Origin of the sequence: Pectobacterium sp. CHL-2024, from assembly GCF_044751765.1 — a bacterium.
In the GTDB taxonomy this organism is placed as follows: Bacteria; Pseudomonadota; Gammaproteobacteria; order Enterobacterales; family Enterobacteriaceae; genus Pectobacterium; species Pectobacterium brasiliense.
The window spans coordinates 14,237-34,399 of the sequence record NZ_JBIXKO010000026.1; the positions used below are offsets into that span (position 1 = coordinate 14,237).

Here is a 20,163-nt window from a genome sequence, read left to right on the forward strand (position 1 = left end):
GTTGAGTGATTGTGTACAATCGGTGAGTCTCAGCGTGCAAGTTTTTTTACACCGTTATTTTAGAGCCGTAGGGTTCTTTGTTACAAACAACATACAAATAAGGAAAATATAGAATGGCTAAGGGGCAATCTTTGCAAGATCCGTTCTTGAACGCTTTGCGTCGTGAACGTGTTCCGGTTTCGATTTATTTGGTGAACGGTATTAAGTTGCAAGGTCAGATCGAATCTTTCGATCAGTTCGTGATTTTGTTGAAAAACACGGTAAGTCAGATGGTTTATAAGCACGCCATCTCTACAGTTGTTCCTTCTCGCCCAGTCTCTCACCATAGCAACAATCCAGGCGGCAGCAACAACTATCACGGTAGTAACACGACTGCTCAGCAGCAGTCGCAGGAAGCTGATGACGCCGAATAAGGCGTATTGTCAATTCACCACGGCGTGGGAGAGCTGGACGCATCGCTCGGCTCCTTCGCTGTGGTGTTTTTTGCTCGTTTGAGAGGTTACTCGCTTGTTTGACCGTTATGAATCAGGTGAACGGGCCATATTAGTTCATATTTTCTTTTCGCAAGATAGAGATACAGAAGATTTGCTGGAGTTTGAATCTCTGGTTTCTTCTGCCGGTATTGAATCCTTGCAGGTTGTTACTGGCAGCCGTAAGTCGCCTCACCCTAAGTATTTTGTCGGGGAAGGCAAAGCTGAAGAAATTGCTCAGGTAGTAAAAGAAACGGGCGCGTTTGTCGTGCTGTTTGATCATGCGCTGACGCCTGCTCAGGAACGTAATCTGGAGCGTTTGTGCGAGTGCCGGGTGATCGATCGTACTGGGCTGATTTTAGATATTTTTGCCCAGCGTGCGCGTACGCACGAGGGGAAATTACAGGTAGAACTGGCACAGCTGCGCCACCTTGCGACCCGACTGGTTCGCGGCTGGACGCACCTTGAACGTCAGAAAGGCGGTATCGGTTTGCGTGGCCCGGGTGAAACCCAGCTTGAAACCGACCGTCGTTTATTGCGTAACCGTATCATGCAGATACTGTCGCGTCTTGAACGGGTAGAAAAACAGCGTGAACAAGGGCGCCGGTCGCGGGTTCGTGCCGATGTCCCCACCGTTTCGCTGGTGGGCTATACCAACGCGGGTAAATCCACGCTGTTTAACACGATTACATCGGCGGGCGTCTATGCCGCCGATCAGTTATTTGCCACACTGGATCCAACATTGCGCCGCATTCAAGTGGATGATGTGGGTGATACGGTGCTGGCGGATACCGTAGGTTTTATCCGGCAGTTGCCCCACGATTTGGTGGCTGCGTTTAAGGCTACATTACAGGAAACACGTCAGGCCTCGCTGCTGCTGCACGTTGTTGATGCCGCCGATCCTCGTCTTGACGAGAACATTGAAGCGGTTGATGACGTATTGGCGGAAATTGAGGCGGACGAAATACCTGCGCTGTTGGTAATGAACAAGATTGATATGCTGGATGATTTCGTTCCGCGTATCGATCGCAACGAAGAGAACCTACCGGTACGGGTCTGGCTTTCAGCACAGACCGGCGACGGTATTCCGTTGCTATTTCAGGCATTGACTGAGCGGCTTTCCGGGGAAATCGCACAACATACCTTGCATCTTCCCCCGCAGGCAGGACGCTTGCGTAGTCGTTTTTACCAGCTTCAGGCAATAGAAAAAGAATGGATTGAAGAGGATGGGCAAATTGGTTTGGTTATTCGTATGCCGATTGCTGACTGGCACCGCCTCTGCAAAAAAGAGCAGGAACTGCTGGACTATATTGTCTGATTTGACTGGTACAAACAGTCTGAGCGGTGAAATAGTCTGACGGACTCTGGGATATTGAACCTGAAGAACACCTATCATAAAGAATGGAGCTAAAACATGGCGTGGAATCAGCCCGGTAATAACGGACAAGACCGCGACCCGTGGGGGAGCAGCAGCAATAATGGCGGCAACTCTGGCGGAAATAACAATAAAGGTGGCCGAGATCAGGGGCCGCCGGATCTGGACGACATCTTCCGTAAGCTGAGCAAAAAACTCGGCGATCTGGGTGGCGGAAAAGGTTCAGGCTCAAGCAACAGCGGAAATTCTGGCGGCCCAGCACTGGGTGGCCGGATCGTCGGTATCGCTGCCGTCGCTGCGGTTGTCATCTGGGCTGCTACTGGTTTCTATACCATTAAAGAAGCGGAACGCGGTGTCGTCACGCGCTTTGGTAAATTCAGCCATTTGGTTGGTCCGGGTCTTAACTGGAAACCGACCTTCATCGATTCTGTTCGCGCGGTGAACGTTGAATCGGTGCGTGAACTGGCGACGTCGGGCGTGATGTTGACGTCAGATGAAAACGTCGTGCGCGTTGAAATGAACGTGCAGTATCGTGTCACGCAGCCAGAACAATATCTGTTCAGTGTAACCAATGCGGATGACAGCCTGCGTCAGGCAACTGACAGCGCGCTGCGCGGTGTTATTGGTAAGTACACGATGGACAAAATTTTGACGGAAGGCCGTACCATTGTGCGTACGGATACTCAGCGTGTACTGGAAGAAACCGTTCGTCCGTACAACATGGGTATCACGCTGCTGGACGTCAACTTCCAGACCGCACGTCCGCCGGAAGAAGTGAAGGCCGCGTTTGATGATGCGATTGCCGCACGTGAAAACGAACAGCAATATATTCGTGAAGCGGAAGCCTACGCGAACGAAGTACAACCGCGTGCCAACGGTCAGGCGCAACGTATTCTGGAAGAGTCTCGCGCTTATAAAACACGTACCGTTCTGGAAGCTCAGGGTGAAGTTGCCCGTTTTGCCAGAGTCTTACCGGAATATAAAGCTGCACCGGAAATCACCCGTGAGCGTTTGTATATCGAAACGATGGAACGCGTACTGAGCCATACTCGTAAAGTTCTGGTCAATGACAAGGGGGGCAACCTGATGGTGCTGCCGTTGGATCAGATGCTGCGTGGACAAGGCGGTGAAAATACGCAAAGCAATAACAGCAGCAGCGCTAACCCACTGCGTTTGCCTGGCAACAGCAGCGGTGCGACGAATAGCAATCAAACGCGCAGCAGTAACAATGGAAATATCATGGATCAGCGCAGAGCAAATGCGCAGCGTGATGACTTCACTCGAGTAGGGAGAGAATAATCGATGCGTAAGCCCTTACTATTTATCCTGATCCTGGTACTGATGGTGGTCTATGCGTCACTGTTTGTGGTGCAGGAAGGCCAGCGCGGCATTGTGATGCGTTTTGGCAAAGTATTGCGTGATGACGACAATAAGCCGCTGATCTATGCACCGGGATTGCAGTTCAAGATTCCGTTTATCGACTCAGTGAAAATGCTGGATGCGCGTATCCAGACCATGGAAAACCAGGCTGACCGCTTTATCACAAAAGAGCAGAAAGACCTGATTGTCGATTCTTACCTTAAGTGGCGTATCAGCGATTTCAGCCGTTACTATCTGGCTACGGGCGGTGGTGACATCTCTCAGGCTGAAGTGCTGCTGAAACGTAAGTTCAGTGACCGTCTGCGTTCCGAGATTGGTCGTCTGGATGTGAAAGGTATTGTTACCGACTCGCGTGGTCAACTGATGTCTGACGTGCGTGAAGCGCTAAATACCGGTACCGGTGAAACGACCGAAGCCGATAATGCGATTGCTTCTGCTGCTGCACGTGTTGAGAAAGAGACAACGAGCAACGAACCTCATATCAACCCTAACAGTATGGCTGCGCTGGGTATTGAGGTTATCGATGTGCGAATTAAGCAAATCAACCTGCCAACTGAAGTCTCTGACGCAATTTACCAACGTATGCGTGCAGAGCGTGAAGCGGTAGCACGTCGCCACCGTTCACAAGGTCAGGAAGAGGCTGAAAAGCTGAAAGCGACGGCCGACTATGAAGTCACCCGTACGCTGGCTGAAGCTGAACGTCAGGGACGTATCACCCGTGGTGAAGGGGATGCCGAAGCGGCGAAACTGTTTGCTAACGCCTTCAGTGAAGATCCTGACTTCTACGCTTTCGTTCGTAGCCTGCGCGCGTATGAAAACAGCTTCAGTAATAATCAGGACGTGATGGTGCTCAGCCCGGATAGCGACTTCTTCCGCTACATGAAGTCACCGGAAAGCAGCATGGTTCCACGCCGCTGATAGTCATTCACTAACGTCTCATCAAGCCCGGGTTCTTTCTCCGGGCTTTTTTTTGCCATTTTCTGGCAGAGACAAATCCAAGAGTTTGGTCCTGTTCGTACTTGAAGCGGGAAAGGGGTGGTTATGAATTCAACGATTTGGCTGGCGCTCGGGCTGGTTTTGGTGCTCGAAGGATTGGGGCCGCTGCTGTTTCCCCGTCTCTGGCGACGTATGATTTTGGGAATAGCGCAGTTGCCGGATACTATTTTGCGCCGTTTTGGCGGCGGAATAGTTGTTGCAGGGTGCGTGATCTACTACATGTTGCGTAGCCGGATGGGTGGCTAAAATTAAGCGGAAAAATGTGCGCAATCGTGTGCTAAAAGTACTGAAAGCATCCAAATGAGATGGTAGAATCCTTTTTTAAGCAACCTGGTGATTCTTGAAATGGGTAAGAACGTCGTCGTACTGGGCACCCAATGGGGTGACGAAGGTAAAGGCAAGGTCGTTGACCTGCTGACTGAACGGGCTAAATATGTTGTGCGCTATCAGGGTGGACACAACGCTGGCCACACGCTGGTTATCAACGGTGAAAAAACCGTCCTTCATTTAATTCCTTCTGGCATTCTGCGTGAAAATGTTGTCAGCATCATCGGTAACGGTGTTGTGCTGGCGCCTGACGCATTGATGAAAGAGATGACGGAGCTTGAAGCGCGTGGCGTCCCGGTACGCGAACGTCTGCTGCTTTCTGAAGCCTGTCCGTTAATCCTGCCTTATCACGTCGCGTTGGATAACGCGCGTGAAAAAGCGCGTGGTGCGAAAGCAATTGGTACGACTGGCCGTGGTATCGGCCCTGCGTATGAAGATAAAGTTGCTCGCCGTGGCCTGCGCGTTGGCGATCTGTTTGATAAAGAAACCTTTGCTGTCAAACTGAAAGAGATCGTCGAATACCATAACTTCCAGTTGGTTAACTACTATAAAGCTGACGCTGTCGACTACCAGAAAGTGTTGGACGACGTGCTAGCGATTGCCGATATTCTGACTGGCATGGTCGTTGATGTTTCCGATCTGCTGTACAAAGCGCACCTGCGTGGCGATTTCGTCATGTTTGAAGGCGCACAGGGTACGTTGCTGGATATCGACCACGGTACTTATCCGTACGTGACCTCTTCAAACACCACTGCGGGTGGCGTTGCTACCGGTTCTGGTCTGGGTCCACGCTATGTAGACTACGTACTGGGTATTGTTAAAGCTTACTCTACCCGTGTAGGTGCAGGTCCATTCCCGACTGAACTGTTTGAAGAAGTGGGCGAGCATCTGTCTCAGAAAGGTAACGAGTTTGGCGCGACCACGGGCCGTCGTCGTCGTACCGGCTGGCTGGATGCGGTTGCCGTACGTCGTGCAGTACAGATCAACTCGCTGTCAGGTTTCTGCCTGACCAAGCTGGATGTTCTGGATGGCCTGAAAGAAATTAAAATCTGCGTAGGCTATCGCCTGCCGAACGGCACCGAAGTGGATACCACTCCGCTGGCTGCTGAGGGCTGGGAAGGTCTTGAGCCGATTTACGAAACGATGCCTGGCTGGTCTGAAAGCACGTTTGGCGTGAAAGATCACAGCAAACTGCCGCAGGCTGCGCTGAACTACATCAAACGTATCGAAGAAATCACTGGTGTGCCGATTGATATTATTTCTACCGGCCCAGATCGTAGCGAAACGATGGTGCTGCGCGATCCGTTCGACGCTTGATTTTGCCACCCTTAATGGGTGAGGCGAAGATGAAAAAGGACGGGATTCCCGTCCTTTTTGTTATCTGTCGTTTGGCCGCCGTGGTGCGAACGACGACGGCTTCTACCTGTTATTCCTGAACGTCTTTCGCCTTCTGCGCTTTGTTCTTCAGGCCATCCAGCAGCTTATTGTGGATGTTGCTGAACCCGCCGTTGCTCATCACCAGAATGTGGTCGCCAGGTTGTGCGGTCTTGACGATGTTTTCTACCAGCGTGTCAATATCTGCGCTCCAGTGAGCGGGCTGTACACAGGCTTCTGCGACTTCTACGACCTGCCATGGAATATGGGCTGGCTGGAAGAGGAAAACTTCATCGGCGCGGCCTAATGACGGTGCTAGCTCATTTTTGCACATCCCCAATTTCATGGTGTTAGAACGGGGTTCAAGCACAGCCAAAATCCGAGCCGTGCCGCCAACCTTGCTGCGTAGCGCCGACAGCGTCGCCAGAATTGCGGTAGGGTGGTGCGCAAAATCGTCATAAACCGTGACGCCGTGCTCCGTACCGCGTAACTCCAGACGACGACGTGCGTTGATAAATCCACCCAGTGCGCGGCAGGCATCAGCAGGCAGTACGCCAACGTGGTGAGCGGCAGCGATGGCCATCAGCCCGTTGTGCATATTGTGTTCGCCCACCAGTTTCCAGTGGACTTCACCGACGAGTTCATTGTTCAGGTAAACCTGATATTGGCTGGCATCGATCGCCACTTTTTGTGCACGCCATGTGCCTTCTTCGCCAACCAGTTCCTGCTCGCTCCAGCATCCCATTCCCATCACCTGTTTGAGATTAAGGTCATTGGCTGGCAGGATGATCTTCCCACTGCCCGGCACCAGTCGCACAAGATGGTGGAACTGTTTCTGAATGGCTTTCAGATCGTCAAAGATGTCGGCGTGATCGAACTCAAGATTGTTGAGCACCAGCGTTCTTGGGCAGTAATGTACGAATTTGGAACGTTTGTCGAAGAACGCACAGTCGTATTCATCGGCTTCAAGCACCATGAACGGGCTGTCACCCAAGCGTGCTGAAACGGTAAAGTTGCCGGGAACGCCACCGATTACAAACCCGGGCTGATAGCCACAATCTTCCAGAATCCAGGTGACCATCCCCGCCGTGGTGGTTTTGCCATGTGTACCCGCAACGGCGATCACCCAGCGATCGCGCAGCACATAATCATGCAGCCACTGTGGGCCGGAAACATAAGGTAATCCCTGTTCCAGTACGGCTTCAACGCACGGGTTCCCGCGCGTCATCGCATTACCGATGATGACCAAATCAGGCGCAGGGCTAAGCTGTGCTGGATCGTATCCCTGAATCAGCGTGATTCCCTGTTCTTCAAGTAAGGTACTCATGGGGGGATAAACATTTGCATCTGAGCCTGTGACGTCATGCCCCAGCGAACGAGCAAGCAGGGCAAGGCCACCCATAAAGGTGCCGCAGATACCTAAAATATGAATACGCATACATTTTCCATCTTCACAGTGAGTCTGCGTCACATTCTAACGCTATGAATCCGCCATAAGAAATGGATTTGACTAGGTACTCACTTTCTCTTTGGGCTACACTGCATGCGCAAACGTTGGCGGTGCAGAAATGAAACCGCTTTTCATCCGTAGATTCTGGAATAGTGTTATGAAAACGTTAGGCGAATTTATCGTCGAAAAACAGCACGATTTCTCTCACGCCACAGGTGAGCTTACCGCGCTGCTGTCTGCTATTAAACTGGGTGCCAAGATTATTCACCGTGATATCAATAAAGCGGGTTTGGTTGATATCCTGGGAGCCAGCGGTATTTCGAATGTTCAGGGCGAAGTGCAGATGAAGCTTGATCTGTATGCCAATGAGAAACTGAAAGCGGCATTAAAGGCGCGTGGTGAAGTGGCAGGTATTGCCTCCGAAGAAGAAGACGAAATTGTTATCTTTGAAGGTGATAAGGCGGAAAATGCCAAGTATGTCGTTCTGATGGATCCGCTGGACGGCTCGTCGAATATTGATGTAAACGTCTCCGTCGGTACGATTTTCTCTATTTATCGCCGTATTACGCCGCTGGGAACGTCAGTCACGGAAGCTGATTTCTTGCAGCCGGGTAGTCAGCAGGTTGCTGCGGGCTACATCGTTTACGGTTCTTCAACCATGCTGGTGTACACCACGGGTCACGGCGTTCACGCCTTTACCTACGATCCGTCGCTCGGTGTGTTCTGTCTCTCGCATGAAAAAGTTTGCTTCCCGGAAAAAGGGAATATGTATTCCATCAACGAAGGGAACTACATCAAGTTTCCTGTCGGCGTGAAGAAATACATCAAATACTGTCAGGAGCAGGATGAAGAGACGCAGCGTCCTTATACGTCGCGTTACATCGGTTCACTGGTTGCAGATTTCCACCGTAATCTGCTGAAAGGCGGAATTTACCTGTACCCAAGCACGGCGAGCTATCCGAAAGGCAAACTGCGTTTGCTGTACGAATGCAACCCGATGGCGTTTCTGGCGGAGCAGGCGGGCGGTAAGGCCAGCGACGGTAAAAACCGTATTCTGGATATCACGCCGGAGAAACTGCACCAGCGTTCACCGTTCTTTGTAGGAACAGAATCCATGGTTGATGACGTCGAACGTTTCATCCGTGAATTCCCAGACGCCTAATTACATTAATTAGGCGTTAATACTAATTAATTATCAATTAATTAGTCATCAATATAGTCCCGTGTGGTCGGATATTCGGCTACACGGGATTGTCTTTTAACGCTGTGCTTCGAACCAGCTCTCCAGAATAATCACCGCAGAGGCAGCGTCTACGCTACCTTTATCCAACGCTTTAAAACCACCGCGTTCGAAGAGATCGGCACGCGCTTCTACCGTACTCAAGCGTTCATCGTGTAACTCAATCGCGATGCCAAAACGGCCATGTAGTCGGTTAGCGAACTTCCGCGCCCGTGCCGTCAGAGGTTGTTCTGTGCCATCCATGTTGAGCGGCAGGCCGACGACGACCAGATCGGGCTGCCATTCTGACAACAGCTTCTCTACTTTTTGCCAATCGGGTATCCCTTCCTGCGCCTTGAACGACGTCAGTGCACGCGCTGTACCGGTAATTTCCTGACCGATGGCGACACCGATACTTTTTGTCCCAAAATCAAAGGCAAGAATGGTTCTGCTGGCCATCAGGCATGTCCTGCTTCGGTGGAGATATTATGAATATCGATACCCAACTTTCTGGCCGCCGCCCGCCAGCGTTCGGCAATTGGCGTATGGAACAGAATGTCTTTATCGGCTGGCGTCGTCAGCCAGGCATTATCCAGCAGTTCTTCTTCAAGTTGGCCGTTCTCCCAGGCGGAATAGCCTAAGGCGACCAGCGTATTTTTCGGCTGATTAGGCGTACCTAGCGTTTCCAGCACGTCTTTGGACGTGGTGATCATGGTGTCCTCAGAAATACTGATGCTGGAACCAAAGCCGGAACAGGGCGTATGCAGGATAAAGCCACGGTCGTCCGCCAGTGGGCCGCCAATGAAGACGGGTTTATCCAATCGAATGGCAGGATCGCGCGGTGTCGGATCTATTTTTAGCTTTTTCAGCACATTTTCCACGGAAAACTGATCCATCGGTTTGTTGATGATCAGCCCCATGGCTCCGTCTTCATTATGTTCGCAGATATAGACCACCGAACGTTTAAATACAGAGTCCTGTAGTGCTGGCATAGCAATGAGGAAGTGATGCTGTAAATTCATTGTGTATTTTTATCGATATCCGTCAGCGTTGGAGAAACGGCCCGTATTGCGCGGGCCGAGTGGTGTGTCTGGTGTCTCTGGTCTTAGCGGGTACGTGCAGCCAGACGCTTTTCAATGGCGTCCATCAGCATGCCAGTGATGGAAACATCCGGGTAAGCCGCTTCGATTTCACGCACGCAGGTCGGGCTGGTGACGTTAATTTCTGTCAGGCGGTCACCGATGATGTCCAGACCGACGAAAATCAGGCCTTTGGCTTTTAACGTTGGTGCGACATCACGGGCGATTTTCCAGTCGCTTTCGGTTAGCGGACGTGCTTCGCCGCGCCCACCGGCTGCCAGATTGCCGCGTGTCTCACCGCTTTTCGGGATACGCGCCAGGCAGTAGGGAACGGGTTCGCCATCGACTACCAGTACGCGTTTGTCGCCGTCTTTAATTGCCGGCAGATAGTTTTGCGCCATGCAGTAGCGGGTCGCGTGTTCTGTCAGCGTTTCGATGATGACCGAAACGTTGGCGTCATCCTGCTTCAAACGGAAAATAGACGCGCCGCCCATGCCGTCGAGCGGTTTGAGAATGACGTCGCCGTGTTTTTCATGGAACTGACGCAGTTTGTCTGCACGACGCGTAACGAGCGTATCGGGGGTCAGATGCGGGAACCAGGCGGTGAACAGCTTCTCATTGCAATCACGCAGGCTCTGCGGCTTGTTGACGATCAGCGTACCTTTCTCTTCCGCACGTTCCAGAATATAGGTGGCGTAGATGAACTCCGTATCGAACGGCGGATCTTTACGCATCAGCACCACATCCAACTCTTCCAGCGCAATATCCTGCTCGCCGGAGAAATCGTACCAGCCATCGTAATCGTACTGAACGCTTAGGCGGCGCGTTGTTGCACGCGCGACGCCTGCATGCATATAGAGATCGTTCATCTCCATATAATGCAGTTCCCAACCACGGCGCTGTGCTTCCAGCAGCATGGCAAAGCTGGTGTCTTTCTTGATATTGATGGTGTCAATTGGATCCATCACGATACCGAGTTTGATCATTCTTTTCTCCTTTACCCCAAATCGCCGAAACGTACCTGTAAGGCGGTCATGGCGGTGAGTGCAGTGGTTTCTGTGCGCAAAACGCGTGGCCCCAACAGGATATCAGTGAATCCGTGTTCGGAGGTCATGGTAATTTCACCGGCGGTGAGCCCGCCTTCCGGGCCGATCAGTAGCCTGACCCGAGCGACCGGCAGTGGTAACGTATTGATGCTTTGTGTGGCGCGCGGGTGCAGATTTAATTTCAACGCGTTGTCTTGCTCCGCACACCAGGCTTCCAGCGTCATCGCTGGCCGCACCAGCGGCACACAATTGCGGCCGGACTGTTCACAGGCGGCGATCGCAATTTTCTGCCACTGGCTAATTTTTTTCTCCATACGCTCGGCATCCAGTTTGACGCCACAGCGTTCAGAAAGCAGTGGGGTAATCACATTGACGCCCAGCTCGATGGATTTCTGAATGGTAAACTCCATCTTCTCGCCGCGCGACATCACCTGTCCCAGATGTAAATGTAGGGGCGATTCTTTATCTTCCAACTTACCTGCTGTGAAGCGAACGCGCACACTCTTTTTGCCAGCCGCGATGATTTCTGCATCAAAGACATGATTGCTGCCATCAAACAGCTGCAATGACTGACCCGTAGTCATGCGTAACACGCGACCCACATGATTGGCGGCATCGTCACTCAGTTCGACTTCACCACCGTTAAGGGGGAGCGTTTCGGGATGAAAAATGCGTGGTACTCGCATACTGGATTCAGACCTTTGAATAAAATAGAGCGGCGCAGAAACGCCAGAAATAGGCAAAACCACCGTCATCTGGCGGTGGTTTTGCTGGAAACAGATTCGCTATAGTAGGTAGACGAACTAGCGCTGGCAAGCCTGTTGAACGTAGGGATTTGGGTTTCCCTGTTTTGCGGCGATGCGCTGATTGCGGGTACATTCCCACTGAGTGACCGGGTATTGCTTATCCCAGGCTTCGAACAGCTGGGTTTGCTGGCTGGAAAGGCGTAACTGATAGCGGTCGCGCATATAGAAATAGGTACGTGCGATCTGGCCGCGGGCGCGGGCGGGCGGTTCTGCCAGATTATTTTTGAAATCGACCTTCATCTCGCATTGACCATATTGGGATGCACCGCCGTTCCATTGTCCATACATGGCATTACCGCGATCGCCGTTTACTTCGCCGATAGCGGGCTGCAGGTTATGCAAATCGGTTTCCATCTCTCGGTAGACGGGATCGCTGTTACAGTTCTTTCTGCCGCCATCCTGCCAGCACTGGCGCTGGTGGCCGAATTGCCAGGCCGGTACAACGTGCTCCCACTCGATACGGCTGGCACGCTGCTCATTTTTCCTCACCTGATAGCCGCAGGACTCAAGGTCGGGCGTGCCTTTCTTGCCCTGCCACGTAATCTTGCAGCCACAGTAGAACGAACCCGGCGCATCGCGATTAATGTCGACAGCCGCGGCCTTTGCCTGCGAAAAATTATTGATGTTTTGACCCAGCGCGGTAGCCGAAAACAGACCCGCGCCTACGGCGGCGATAGCGAGAATTTTGCGTAGCATATTCCAAATAATCCACAGGCTGTAAAGTTGGCAGACTACCGGATGTCTCGTCGGCAGGCAAATGCAAAAGCAGTTTTTAAAACTGGAAATTCCCTTTTAAATAGAACTTTTTACATCATGACGTAAGGTTTTCCCGCAACGACGACAGCGATATTCTGTTTCGCCGCGCAACACCCGATTGTGCCGGCGGATCGTCAGCTCATGCCGTTGGCAATCACACAGGTAGGTGAAGGTTTTTCCCTGTACAGATTGCACCGCAAACCGATGCGTACGTTTTGCCGGGACGTGCAGGACGCTTTCCATCATCCAGCGCCATTCCTTGCCATGTGGTGCGACACGGCCAAAACGTGCATAAACCAGCAGATGAGCCAACTCATGGGGAACGACTTCATCGATAAAGGCCTGCTGATTTTCCTGCAACAAGACGGGATTCAGCCGAATTTCCCAATGTTGCAGCCAGGCCGTTCCTGCCGTTGAACCGCGCTGCTGGTAATTCACTGTTGGCTCGGTGTAGTCCGTCTGCAAGGTGAGGTTAGCCTGCTGCAATTTATCACGCAGACAGCGCATTACGGCCTGATGGCTGGCAATGGGGATTCGGGGTGTGTTCATTGCTGTGAGCATAAATTGAGTGGCAGGGAGACGCAATAGGCGAAGCGGAGGGAAATGCGGGGAAGCCGGAATGAAAAACGGCGAATTTTCATTCGCCGTTTGGTCTTTATTGAGTCGCCAGATTAGAGGCCAGCAGCTTCACGCAGCTCTGCGGCTTTGTCCGTTTTTTCCCACGGGAAATGTTCGCGGCCAAAGTGACCATAGGCTGCTGTTTCCTGATAAATCGGATGCAACAGATCCAGCATCTGGATTAAGCCGTAAGGACGCAGATCGAAGAATTCACGCACCAGCAGCGTCAACTGCTCGGTGGACACTTTCTCTGTGCCGAAGGTTTCGAGCATGATGGACGTGGGTTCTGCCACACCGATAGCGTAGGACACCTGAATTTCGCAGCGATCGGCCAGGCCAGCCGCGACGATATTCTTGGCAACATAACGAGCAGCGTAAGCAGCAGAACGGTCTACTTTAGACGGATCCTTACCGGAGAACGCACCGCCGCCGTGACGTGCCGCGCCGCCGTAGGTATCAACGATGATTTTACGGCCAGTCAAACCGCAGTCACCCATTGGGCCGCCGATAACAAAGCGTCCGGTTGGGTTGATGAAATATTTGGTATTGGCAGACAGCCATTCTGCAGGCAGAACCGGTTTGATGATCTCTTCCATCACCGCTTCATGCAGATCTTTCTGGCTGATGTCTTCTGAATGCTGGGTAGACAGCACCACGGCATCGATGCCAGCAATCTTGCCATTGTCGTACAGGAACGTAACCTGGCTTTTTGCATCCGGGCGCAGCCACGGCAGAGAGCCGCTCTTGCGGACTTCTGACTGGCGCTGAACCAGACGGTGTGCATAAGTCACGGGGGCTGGCATCAGGACGTCGGTTTCGTTAGTTGCGTAACCGAACATCAGACCCTGATCGCCTGCGCCTTGTTCCAGCGGATCGCGGCGGTCAACGCCCTGATTGATATCAGGGGACTGCTTGCCAATCGCGCTCAGTACGGCGCAAGAGTTAGCGTCAAAGCCCATTTCAGAATTGACATAACCGATATCACGCACGGTACGACGGGTAATTTCTTCGATGTCGACCCAGGCGCTGGTGGTAATTTCACCACCGACTAACACCATGCCGGTCTTTACATAAGTCTCACAAGCGACACGCGCTTTTGGGTCTTGCTCCAGAATGGCGTCGAGAACCGCATCAGAAATCTGGTCAGCAATTTTATCAGGATGTCCTTCAGAGACTGACTCGGACGTAAAAAGGTGTTTAGCCATGAGTTTCTTTACCTTCAAATCAAAGCCGTTAAGCAGTGTATCAGTTAATCGGTATAGACGGATTAACATCTGGATGGCTATTCTAGGTCACCTTTTGGTCTCAGTGCCAGTAGTTTTTCGCATTAGCGCGCCATCGTCCTTTTATCATCGGCCGTTTTTTCTTTTACAAGAGATGACTAGCGGTAATTTTCATTTTGCTTTTCCAGCAGCATGTAGGTATAAACGGCGAGCGGTGATACAACCCGCGACATCTTGAATTTTTTATTGATAGCTGACCGCATAGCCTGCGGCGCACGTGGAGGTGGTAGGATTAATGATCCGTTGTTTACTGAGTATATTGCGTTCGCAATATGTCCCTTTTGACGCTACCGCGTCCGCGACTCAACCCTTCTTTTCCGTTTCTCGACGTAGCCTGTCTTTAAATTCGACACAGGACTCCAGGGCTGGTTAACCTGCCTGTTATTCTTTCTGCCAGAAGCGTTTAGCGTCTTTCTGGTCACGTTCGCCCGGTGATTTTCACAACGAGTTTTATCGACCCGTAACACGGAGCCTGACAACGTGTTTTACACTAATAAGAGTAATAAAGTGACGGCATACTTCACTACGCCGGTTTTTTCACTGTCGATGCCGCATGTTGCAGGTATGCTCATGTGGGCTGTTTATTCAGGTACTGATGTGATCAGCAGTCTAGAAAAAGAAGAGGTTCGTTATGTCTGACGACATGATTCATCACGGCTCGTCAGCGACGGGTAAACATGAAAATTTGCGCTCTATGCAGGAGGTTGCCATGAATGACCGTAATGCCAGCGAAATGCTTCGTACTTACAATATTGCCTGGTGGGGCAATAATTACTATGACGTCAATGAGCTCGGCCACATTAGCGTGTGTCCGGATCCTGACGTACCAGAAGCTCGCGTCGATCTGGCCAGACTGGTCAAAGATATGCAGAAAGATAACCATCAGCGCCTTCCTGCGCTGTTCTGCTTTCCGCAAATCCTTCAGCATCGCCTGCGTTCTATTAACGCTGCGTTTAAACAGGCTCGCGAATCGTTTGGTTATGAAGGCGGGTATTTTCTGGTTTATCCAATCAAGGTGAACCAGCATCGTCGCGTCATTGAGTCACTGGCTAATTCCGGTGAACCGTTGGGTCTGGAAGCCGGTTCAAAAGCGGAGCTGATGGCGGTACTGGGCCACGCGGGCATGACCCGCACGGTGATTGTGTGTAACGGCTACAAAGACCGTGAATACATCCGTCTGGCACTCATCGGCGAAAAGCTGGGCCACAAGGTTTATCTGGTCATCGAGAAGATGTCCGAAATCCGGCTGGTGCTGGAAGAAGCCGAGCGCTTGAATGTGGTGCCGCGCCTTGGCGTCCGCGCGCGTCTGGCTTCTCAGGGATCGGGCAAGTGGCAATCCAGCGGCGGTGAAAAATCCAAGTTTGGTCTGGCGGCGGTCCAGGTACTGCAACTGGTTGAGATGCTGCGTGAGGCTGGGAAGTTGGATAGCCTGCAACTGCTGCATTTCCATCTGGGATCGCAGTTGGCGAATATCCGTGATATCGCGACGGGCGTGCGTGAATCCGCGCGCTTTTATGTCGAATTGCATAAGTTGGGCGTGAATATCCAGTGCTTTGACGTCGGTGGCGGGTTGGGCGTGGATTATGAAGGCACGCGCTCGCAGTCCGATTGTTCAGTGAACTATGGCCTGAACGAATATGCCAACAACGTGATTTGGGGTATCGGTGATGCCTGTAACGAACATGGGTTGCCGCATCCGACGGTCATCACCGAGTCTGGCCGTGCGGTAACCGCGCACCATACCGTATTGGTTTCCAATATTATCGGTGTTGAACGCAACGAGTTCAGTGACCCGACTGAGCCGGAAGAAGGCGCTCCGCGTGCGCTGGAGAGCCTGTGGTCAACCTGGAAAGAAATCAAGCAGCCGGGGAAACGCCGTTCGCTGCGTGAATGGCTGCACGACAGCCAGATGGACTTGCACGATGTGCATACCCAATACACGCACGGCATGTTGGATCTGACGCAGCGCGCGAAAGCAGAGCAGCTTTATCTGAGCATCTGTCAGATGATTCAGGAACAGCTGGATCCGAGCAACCGTGCGCATCGGCCGGTCATTGATGAATTACAGGAGCGGATGGCTGACAAGCTGTATGTCAACTTCTCGCTGTTCCAATCCATGCCGGACGCATGGGGGATCGATCAACTGTTCCCGGTAATGCCGTTGGAAGGGCTAAACAAGCCGCCTGAGCGCCGTGCTGTCGTGCTCGACATCACCTGTGATTCCGATGGTACGATCGATCATTATGTCGATGGTGACGGGATCGCGACGACGATGCCGATGCCGCCTTACGATCCAGAAAACCCGCCGCTGCTGGGCTTCTTTATGGTCGGTGCCTATCAGGAAATCCTGGGGAACATGCATAACCTGTTTGGCGATACGTCGACCGTTGACGTGTTTGTCTTCCAGGATGGCACCGTTGAGATTGAAGAATCTGACGAAGGGAATACGGTTGCTGACATGCTGGAATATGTGCAGCTTGACCCCAAAGTGTTGATGACCCGTTTCCGCGATCAGGTGAAAGAAACCGATCTGGATACCGAACTTCAGGCGCAGTTCCTGGAAGAGTTTGAAAGCGGGCTGTACGGCTATACTTATTTGGAAGATGAAGAATAAGTGTGACTGAGTGAGTAAAAAGGGATGCGAGTGAGCATCCCTTTTTTTCGGCTATCGCTTAGATAGTCGAATGACTCATATTGATATCGGTTGCTGGTTTTGGAAGGGAATCAAATTCTTCAATGACGCTGTCTTTGAAGATAATTTTGGCAATAAGCAGTAAAGAGTTTTTATCCTGAACGCCATATTTATTCAGTAATCGTGATTTGCTGTTCAGTACGGACTTCTTATTTAATCCGATGATATCGGCAATCGCTTCCGCTGTGTAGCCCGCACACCAATGCTGGAATACGGCATATTCAGATTTTGACAGTCTGACGGGACTGAATAAACGGCGGTCGTGAAGGTGGACAAAATCGAGTAATTTATAAAAAGAATCGATGGCTGCTGACTTTGAAATAAGAATCGTTTTTTCGTCAATGCACACGGGAGGGTGATTGGGGGAATTATTGATGATAACGAACGACGACGCCATATTATAAAAGTGAGTTCTTATCGACTCGTAGTATTCCTCAAAGCCCTCGCTGCTACCGTCAATGATGAAAATACATTTCTTCTTTCCTTGCTGCAGCGTAAACCTGTTGACGGGCTTTATCGAGAGCATAGGGATACTGGATAGGATTTCCCGTAATCCTACCGTGGTAAAATTGCATTTACTGAAAATTCTCACATCCATGATTTTTAACACATATGAGTTTATTGTCTGAAAGTGGCCATAAACCAATAATCGCTGCTGATGTTATCCAGTTATTAAGAAATCGCGATCCTGAAATGCCTTTAAATCGCTAAAAGGTGGAGCCTCTAGAGAAACCTGCGGACGCGACAACAGGTTTTATCATATATCTATATGATCAAACTGGAAAAATTTTTATTGGTTTAACATAGTATGCTTGATTTACTGGTTTATTTCTATCTTTAAATACAGGGGGTTACTCCATCATTCTTGTTTATTGCGACGTATGTCTCTGTGCTAATCGCGATTGCCCATTTTTCCGTATGCCGCCCATTCGCGGATTGCGGCTCCCAGCATCTGGAAGGAAATCTGCCGAGATTCGTTTCTTAAAAAGAGAACAGAAAGTAAATACGATTGAAAATAGCTATCTATTTATATCTATTAATTCTTAAATCCTATCATTGTGAGGATAGAAACGATTGGCGATAGCGGTTATGTAGCAGCTTACCGTGAATATGATGGGGATGATAGTGGTCGGATGACTAGCGGGCAATTGAGATTTTTTCAATTGCCCCCGTGTGTGTTCTTTGCGAGTAATCAGCGAGTGTGATTATTTCTCGGCAGCGATACGCTCACGAATGTGTTTGGCGCGCCCTTCTGATGAAGGATGGGAATCGAACATGCTACTCTCACGACCGGCATCAAGTTTGGCCAGTTTTTCAAAGCTGCTTGCCAGACCTTCCAGTTTGACGCCACGTTTCTTCAGCAGATCGAAGGAATAGTCATCTGCCTGCGTTTCCTGAGTTTGAGAGAATTGGGAATTAACCAGTTTTTCGCCCAGATCGGCGAGTTGAGACTGTGACAGGGACGCCGCTACACCACCCGCAGAGCCAATGGCAGTACGTGCCGCAGTCGCCGCATAGGCAACCTGCATGGCTTTACGAGTGTGACCCAGCGCAACGTGGCCAATTTCGTGGCCGAGAACGCCTTCCACTTCGTTGTCATTCATCATATCCATTAGGCCGCTGTAGACGCGGATGCAGCCGTTAGCCATTGCCCAGGCGTTAACATCTTTTGTCAGATAAACCTTATAGTTGGCTGGTGTACCGTTGATGTCATGACCCAGCGCATCTGCAATTTTATTCAGGCGCTGTGTGTATTTGCTGTCGGCGGGGGCAATCTTTGCTTCTTTATCCATTTGCTCACAGGACTGATTGCTGAGTGCTTTAACATCAGCATCGCTGAGCGTTGCCGCCTGAAACGCCTGTGCGCCAGATTGCATTAAGGTATTGGTGTTTAAGTTCTGGCAACCAGTCAGCAAGGTTGCTACACACAGCGCCAGTACAGAAGAACGAATAGCCATAAAAATCATCTCCATACGATTAATGTTTATTTTTTTAATGCCCAAAAAACGGCTCTAAGGTACCCGAAAAAGACATTGATAAATAGATCGGAAAATCTGATTTGTATGCCTTCTGATATCTCGTCGACGATGAGTTTTTGTTTTGGTGCGTTCCAAAAAGGCGCGGTTGATAAAGGTGAACCTACTAGAAAACATGGCGTATGGCGCTGTAATCAACTGCCTAATTGGTAAAAGAACCGCCATTGATTCGTCAGCCGATAAATCCCTGTTTTTTGCTCACGGTTCCATGTGCATTCCCTCTGCTTTTCATGTACATTTGTAATCATATTTATTTTGTCATTCTTGTTTAACTTATTGATTTTAATGATTATACAGGAAGGGCAGTCGTTCAATCCGATCTGGAGTCAAGCATGTCCTCTCGTAAAGAACTTGCCAATGCTATCCGCGCGCTGAGCATGGATGGGGTGCAGAAAGCCAAATCCGGTCACCCGGGCGCACCGATGGGCATGGCCGATATCGCCGAAGTGCTGTGGCGCGATTATCTTAACCATAATCCGGCCAACCCCAACTGGGCCAACCGTGACCGCTTCGTGCTGTCCAACGGCCACGCGTCCATGCTGATTTACAGCCTGCTGCATCTCTCCGGCTACGACCTGCCGATTGAAGAACTGAAAAACTTTCGCCAGCTGCACTCTAAAACGCCGGGTCACCCGGAATACGGCTACACCGCCGGCGTCGAAACCACCACCGGCCCGCTGGGTCAGGGGATTGCCAACGCAGTGGGTATGGCGATTGCCGAGCGTACGCTGGCCGCGCAGTTCAACCGCCCGGGTCATGAGATTGTCGACCACCACACCTACGCGTTCCTGGGCGACGGCTGCATGATGGAAGGGATTTCTCACGAAGTCTGCTCGCTGGCCGGCACCATGAAGCTCGGCAAACTGACCGCGTTTTATGATGACAACGGTATCTCCATCGACGGTCACGTTGAAGGCTGGTTTACCGACGATACCGCCGCCCGCTTTGAAGCCTACGGCTGGCACGTGGTGCGCGGCGTAGACGGTCACGACGCGGACGCTATCAAACGCGCCATCGGTGAAGCCCAACTGGTGACCGACAAGCCGTCGCTGCTGATGTGCAAAACCGTGATTGGCTTCGGCTCACCGAACAAGGCCGGTACGCACGATTCCCACGGTGCACCGCTGGGTGATGCAGAAGTAGCAGCGTCCCGCGAACAGCTGGGCTGGGCGCATGCGCCGTTTGAGATCCCGGCTGATATCTATGCCGCCTGGGATGCGAAACCGGCCGGTCAGCGTAAGGAAGCGGCCTGGGAT

18 protein-coding genes and 1 pseudogene are annotated in these 20,163 nt (G+C 51.4%); 9 read left to right on the top strand and 10 right to left on the bottom strand.

The features are described 5' to 3' along the window. Window positions 1-113 precede the first annotated feature (113 nt). From hfq to ACIPUG_RS20585, 6 genes are all read left to right on the top strand, one after another. Window positions 114-413 (top strand): RNA chaperone Hfq, encoded by a 300-nt coding sequence (gene hfq / locus ACIPUG_RS20560; protein ID WP_010285823.1) that lies wholly within the window; start codon window positions 114-116, stop codon window positions 411-413. A gap of 94 nt (window positions 414-507) precedes the next feature. Beyond that, on the top strand, window positions 508-1,788 hold the full coding sequence (gene hflX / locus ACIPUG_RS20565) for a ribosome rescue GTPase HflX (protein ID WP_010285822.1): 1,281 nt from the start codon (window positions 508-510) through the stop codon (window positions 1,786-1,788). Window positions 1,789-1,884: 96 nt separating this feature from the next. Next, window positions 1,885-3,144 carry an FtsH protease activity modulator HflK gene (hflK, locus tag ACIPUG_RS20570; RefSeq protein ID WP_010285819.1) on the top strand — a complete coding sequence of 420 codons (1,260 nt, stop codon included), beginning with the start codon at window positions 1,885-1,887 and terminating at the stop codon, window positions 3,142-3,144. Between the two features lie 3 nt (window positions 3,145-3,147). After that, the gene (hflC, locus tag ACIPUG_RS20575) at window positions 3,148-4,143 is read left to right on the top strand and encodes a protease modulator HflC (protein ID WP_039283596.1); all 996 of its coding nucleotides are present in this window, start codon (window positions 3,148-3,150) and stop codon (window positions 4,141-4,143) included. 123 nt (window positions 4,144-4,266) lie between these two features. Continuing rightward, window positions 4,267-4,467: a DUF2065 domain-containing protein gene (locus tag ACIPUG_RS20580; protein ID WP_010285804.1), complete on the top strand. Its 201-nt coding sequence runs from the start codon at window positions 4,267-4,269 to the stop codon at window positions 4,465-4,467. Between the two features lie 99 nt (window positions 4,468-4,566). After that, complete coding sequence (locus tag ACIPUG_RS20585; protein ID WP_014916742.1) at window positions 4,567-5,865, top strand: adenylosuccinate synthase; 1,299 nt, start codon at window positions 4,567-4,569, stop codon at window positions 5,863-5,865. Window positions 5,866-5,974: 109 nt separating this feature from the next. Here ACIPUG_RS20585 and mpl read toward each other — a convergent pair whose 3' ends face one another. Beyond that, on the bottom strand, window positions 5,975-7,360 hold the full coding sequence (gene mpl, locus ACIPUG_RS20590; RefSeq protein WP_040044091.1) for a UDP-N-acetylmuramate:L-alanyl-gamma-D-glutamyl-meso-diaminopimelate ligase: 1,386 nt from the start codon (window positions 7,358-7,360) through the stop codon (window positions 5,975-5,977). 169 nt (window positions 7,361-7,529) lie between these two features. Between mpl and fbp the strand changes: the two genes are divergently transcribed. Continuing rightward, window positions 7,530-8,534, top strand: coding sequence for a class 1 fructose-bisphosphatase (gene fbp / locus ACIPUG_RS20595; protein ID WP_010285800.1), 1,005 nt, complete (start codon window positions 7,530-7,532; stop codon window positions 8,532-8,534). 96 nt (window positions 8,535-8,630) lie between these two features. Here the strand turns inward: fbp and ruvX are convergent, their stop codons facing one another. The 7 genes from ruvX to metK form a co-directional block, all read right to left on the bottom strand. Beyond that, window positions 8,631-9,050, bottom strand: coding sequence for a Holliday junction resolvase RuvX (gene ruvX / locus ACIPUG_RS20600; RefSeq protein ID WP_014916740.1), 420 nt, complete (start codon window positions 9,048-9,050; stop codon window positions 8,631-8,633). Next, window positions 9,050-9,613, bottom strand: a complete 564-nt coding sequence (locus ACIPUG_RS20605; protein WP_039283593.1) for a YqgE/AlgH family protein — start codon at window positions 9,611-9,613, stop codon at window positions 9,050-9,052. Before ACIPUG_RS20605 ends, ruvX begins: the two co-directional genes overlap by 1 nt. 83 nt (window positions 9,614-9,696) lie before the next feature. Further along, window positions 9,697-10,656, bottom strand: a complete 960-nt coding sequence (gene gshB / locus ACIPUG_RS20610; RefSeq protein WP_010285797.1) for a glutathione synthase — start codon at window positions 10,654-10,656, stop codon at window positions 9,697-9,699. Window positions 10,657-10,667: 11 nt separating this feature from the next. Further along, on the bottom strand, window positions 10,668-11,402 hold the full coding sequence (rsmE, locus tag ACIPUG_RS20615; RefSeq protein ID WP_039501699.1) for a 16S rRNA (uracil(1498)-N(3))-methyltransferase: 735 nt from the start codon (window positions 11,400-11,402) through the stop codon (window positions 10,668-10,670). A 117-nt stretch (window positions 11,403-11,519) separates the two neighbouring features. Further along, the gene (gene endA / locus ACIPUG_RS20620; RefSeq protein ID WP_010285795.1) at window positions 11,520-12,218 is read right to left on the bottom strand and encodes a deoxyribonuclease I; all 699 of its coding nucleotides are present in this window, start codon (window positions 12,216-12,218) and stop codon (window positions 11,520-11,522) included. Between the two features lie 96 nt (window positions 12,219-12,314). Then, entirely contained in the window at window positions 12,315-12,827 is a 513-nt protein-coding gene (locus ACIPUG_RS20625; RefSeq protein ID WP_039285348.1) for a SprT family zinc-dependent metalloprotease, read from the bottom strand. 122 nt (window positions 12,828-12,949) lie between these two features. Further along, window positions 12,950-14,101, bottom strand: a complete 1,152-nt coding sequence (gene metK, locus ACIPUG_RS20630) for a methionine adenosyltransferase (RefSeq protein WP_039501602.1) — start codon at window positions 14,099-14,101, stop codon at window positions 12,950-12,952. A gap of 709 nt (window positions 14,102-14,810) precedes the next feature. On the opposite strand from metK, the gene speA reads away from it, so the two are divergent. Then, complete coding sequence (gene speA / locus ACIPUG_RS20635) at window positions 14,811-16,793, top strand: biosynthetic arginine decarboxylase (RefSeq protein WP_010285791.1); 1,983 nt, start codon at window positions 14,811-14,813, stop codon at window positions 16,791-16,793. A gap of 58 nt (window positions 16,794-16,851) precedes the next feature. Here speA and ACIPUG_RS20640 read toward each other — a convergent pair whose 3' ends face one another. Both ACIPUG_RS20640 and ACIPUG_RS20645 read right to left on the bottom strand, forming a co-directional pair. Next, on the bottom strand, window positions 16,852-17,397 hold the full coding sequence (locus tag ACIPUG_RS20640; protein ID WP_014916734.1) for a LuxR C-terminal-related transcriptional regulator: 546 nt from the start codon (window positions 17,395-17,397) through the stop codon (window positions 16,852-16,854). A 679-nt stretch (window positions 17,398-18,076) separates the two neighbouring features. Further along, the gene (locus ACIPUG_RS20645) at window positions 18,077-18,829 is read right to left on the bottom strand and encodes a M48 family metallopeptidase (RefSeq protein ID WP_010295420.1); all 753 of its coding nucleotides are present in this window, start codon (window positions 18,827-18,829) and stop codon (window positions 18,077-18,079) included. A gap of 410 nt (window positions 18,830-19,239) precedes the next feature. Between ACIPUG_RS20645 and ACIPUG_RS20650 the strand changes: the two are divergent. Beyond that, window positions 19,240-20,163 (top strand): annotated as a pseudogene (locus ACIPUG_RS20650) (transketolase); the annotation flags it as partial.

Excerpts from the sequence above, each read along its gene's own strand:
- ACIPUG_RS20605 (WP_039283593.1), bottom strand. The coding sequence starts at position 9,613 with ATGAATTTACAGCATCACTTCCTCATTGCTATGCCAGCACTACAGGAC.
- ACIPUG_RS20585 (WP_014916742.1), top strand. The coding sequence starts at position 4,567 with ATGGGTAAGAACGTCGTCGTACTGGGCACCCAATGGGGTGACGAAGGT.
- fbp (WP_010285800.1), top strand. The coding sequence starts at position 7,530 with ATGAAAACGTTAGGCGAATTTATCGTCGAAAAACAGCACGATTTCTCT.
- mpl (WP_040044091.1), bottom strand. The coding sequence starts at position 7,360 with ATGCGTATTCATATTTTAGGTATCTGCGGCACCTTTATGGGTGGCCTT.
- speA (WP_010285791.1), top strand. The coding sequence starts at position 14,811 with ATGTCTGACGACATGATTCATCACGGCTCGTCAGCGACGGGTAAACAT.
- ACIPUG_RS20625 (WP_039285348.1), bottom strand. The coding sequence starts at position 12,827 with ATGAACACACCCCGAATCCCCATTGCCAGCCATCAGGCCGTAATGCGC.
- ACIPUG_RS20580 (WP_010285804.1), top strand. The coding sequence starts at position 4,267 with ATGAATTCAACGATTTGGCTGGCGCTCGGGCTGGTTTTGGTGCTCGAA.
- ACIPUG_RS20645 (WP_010295420.1), bottom strand. The coding sequence starts at position 18,829 with ATGGCTATTCGTTCTTCTGTACTGGCGCTGTGTGTAGCAACCTTGCTG.
- ACIPUG_RS20640 (WP_014916734.1), bottom strand. The coding sequence starts at position 17,397 with ATGCTCTCGATAAAGCCCGTCAACAGGTTTACGCTGCAGCAAGGAAAG.
- hflK (WP_010285819.1), top strand. The coding sequence starts at position 1,885 with ATGGCGTGGAATCAGCCCGGTAATAACGGACAAGACCGCGACCCGTGG.
- rsmE (WP_039501699.1), bottom strand. The coding sequence starts at position 11,402 with ATGCGAGTACCACGCATTTTTCATCCCGAAACGCTCCCCCTTAACGGT.
- gshB (WP_010285797.1), bottom strand. The coding sequence starts at position 10,656 with ATGATCAAACTCGGTATCGTGATGGATCCAATTGACACCATCAATATC.
- ruvX (WP_014916740.1), bottom strand. The coding sequence starts at position 9,050 with ATGGCCAGCAGAACCATTCTTGCCTTTGATTTTGGGACAAAAAGTATC.
- hfq (WP_010285823.1), top strand. The coding sequence starts at position 114 with ATGGCTAAGGGGCAATCTTTGCAAGATCCGTTCTTGAACGCTTTGCGT.
- hflC (WP_039283596.1), top strand. The coding sequence starts at position 3,148 with ATGCGTAAGCCCTTACTATTTATCCTGATCCTGGTACTGATGGTGGTC.
- endA (WP_010285795.1), bottom strand. The coding sequence starts at position 12,218 with ATGCTACGCAAAATTCTCGCTATCGCCGCCGTAGGCGCGGGTCTGTTT.
- metK (WP_039501602.1), bottom strand. The coding sequence starts at position 14,101 with ATGGCTAAACACCTTTTTACGTCCGAGTCAGTCTCTGAAGGACATCCT.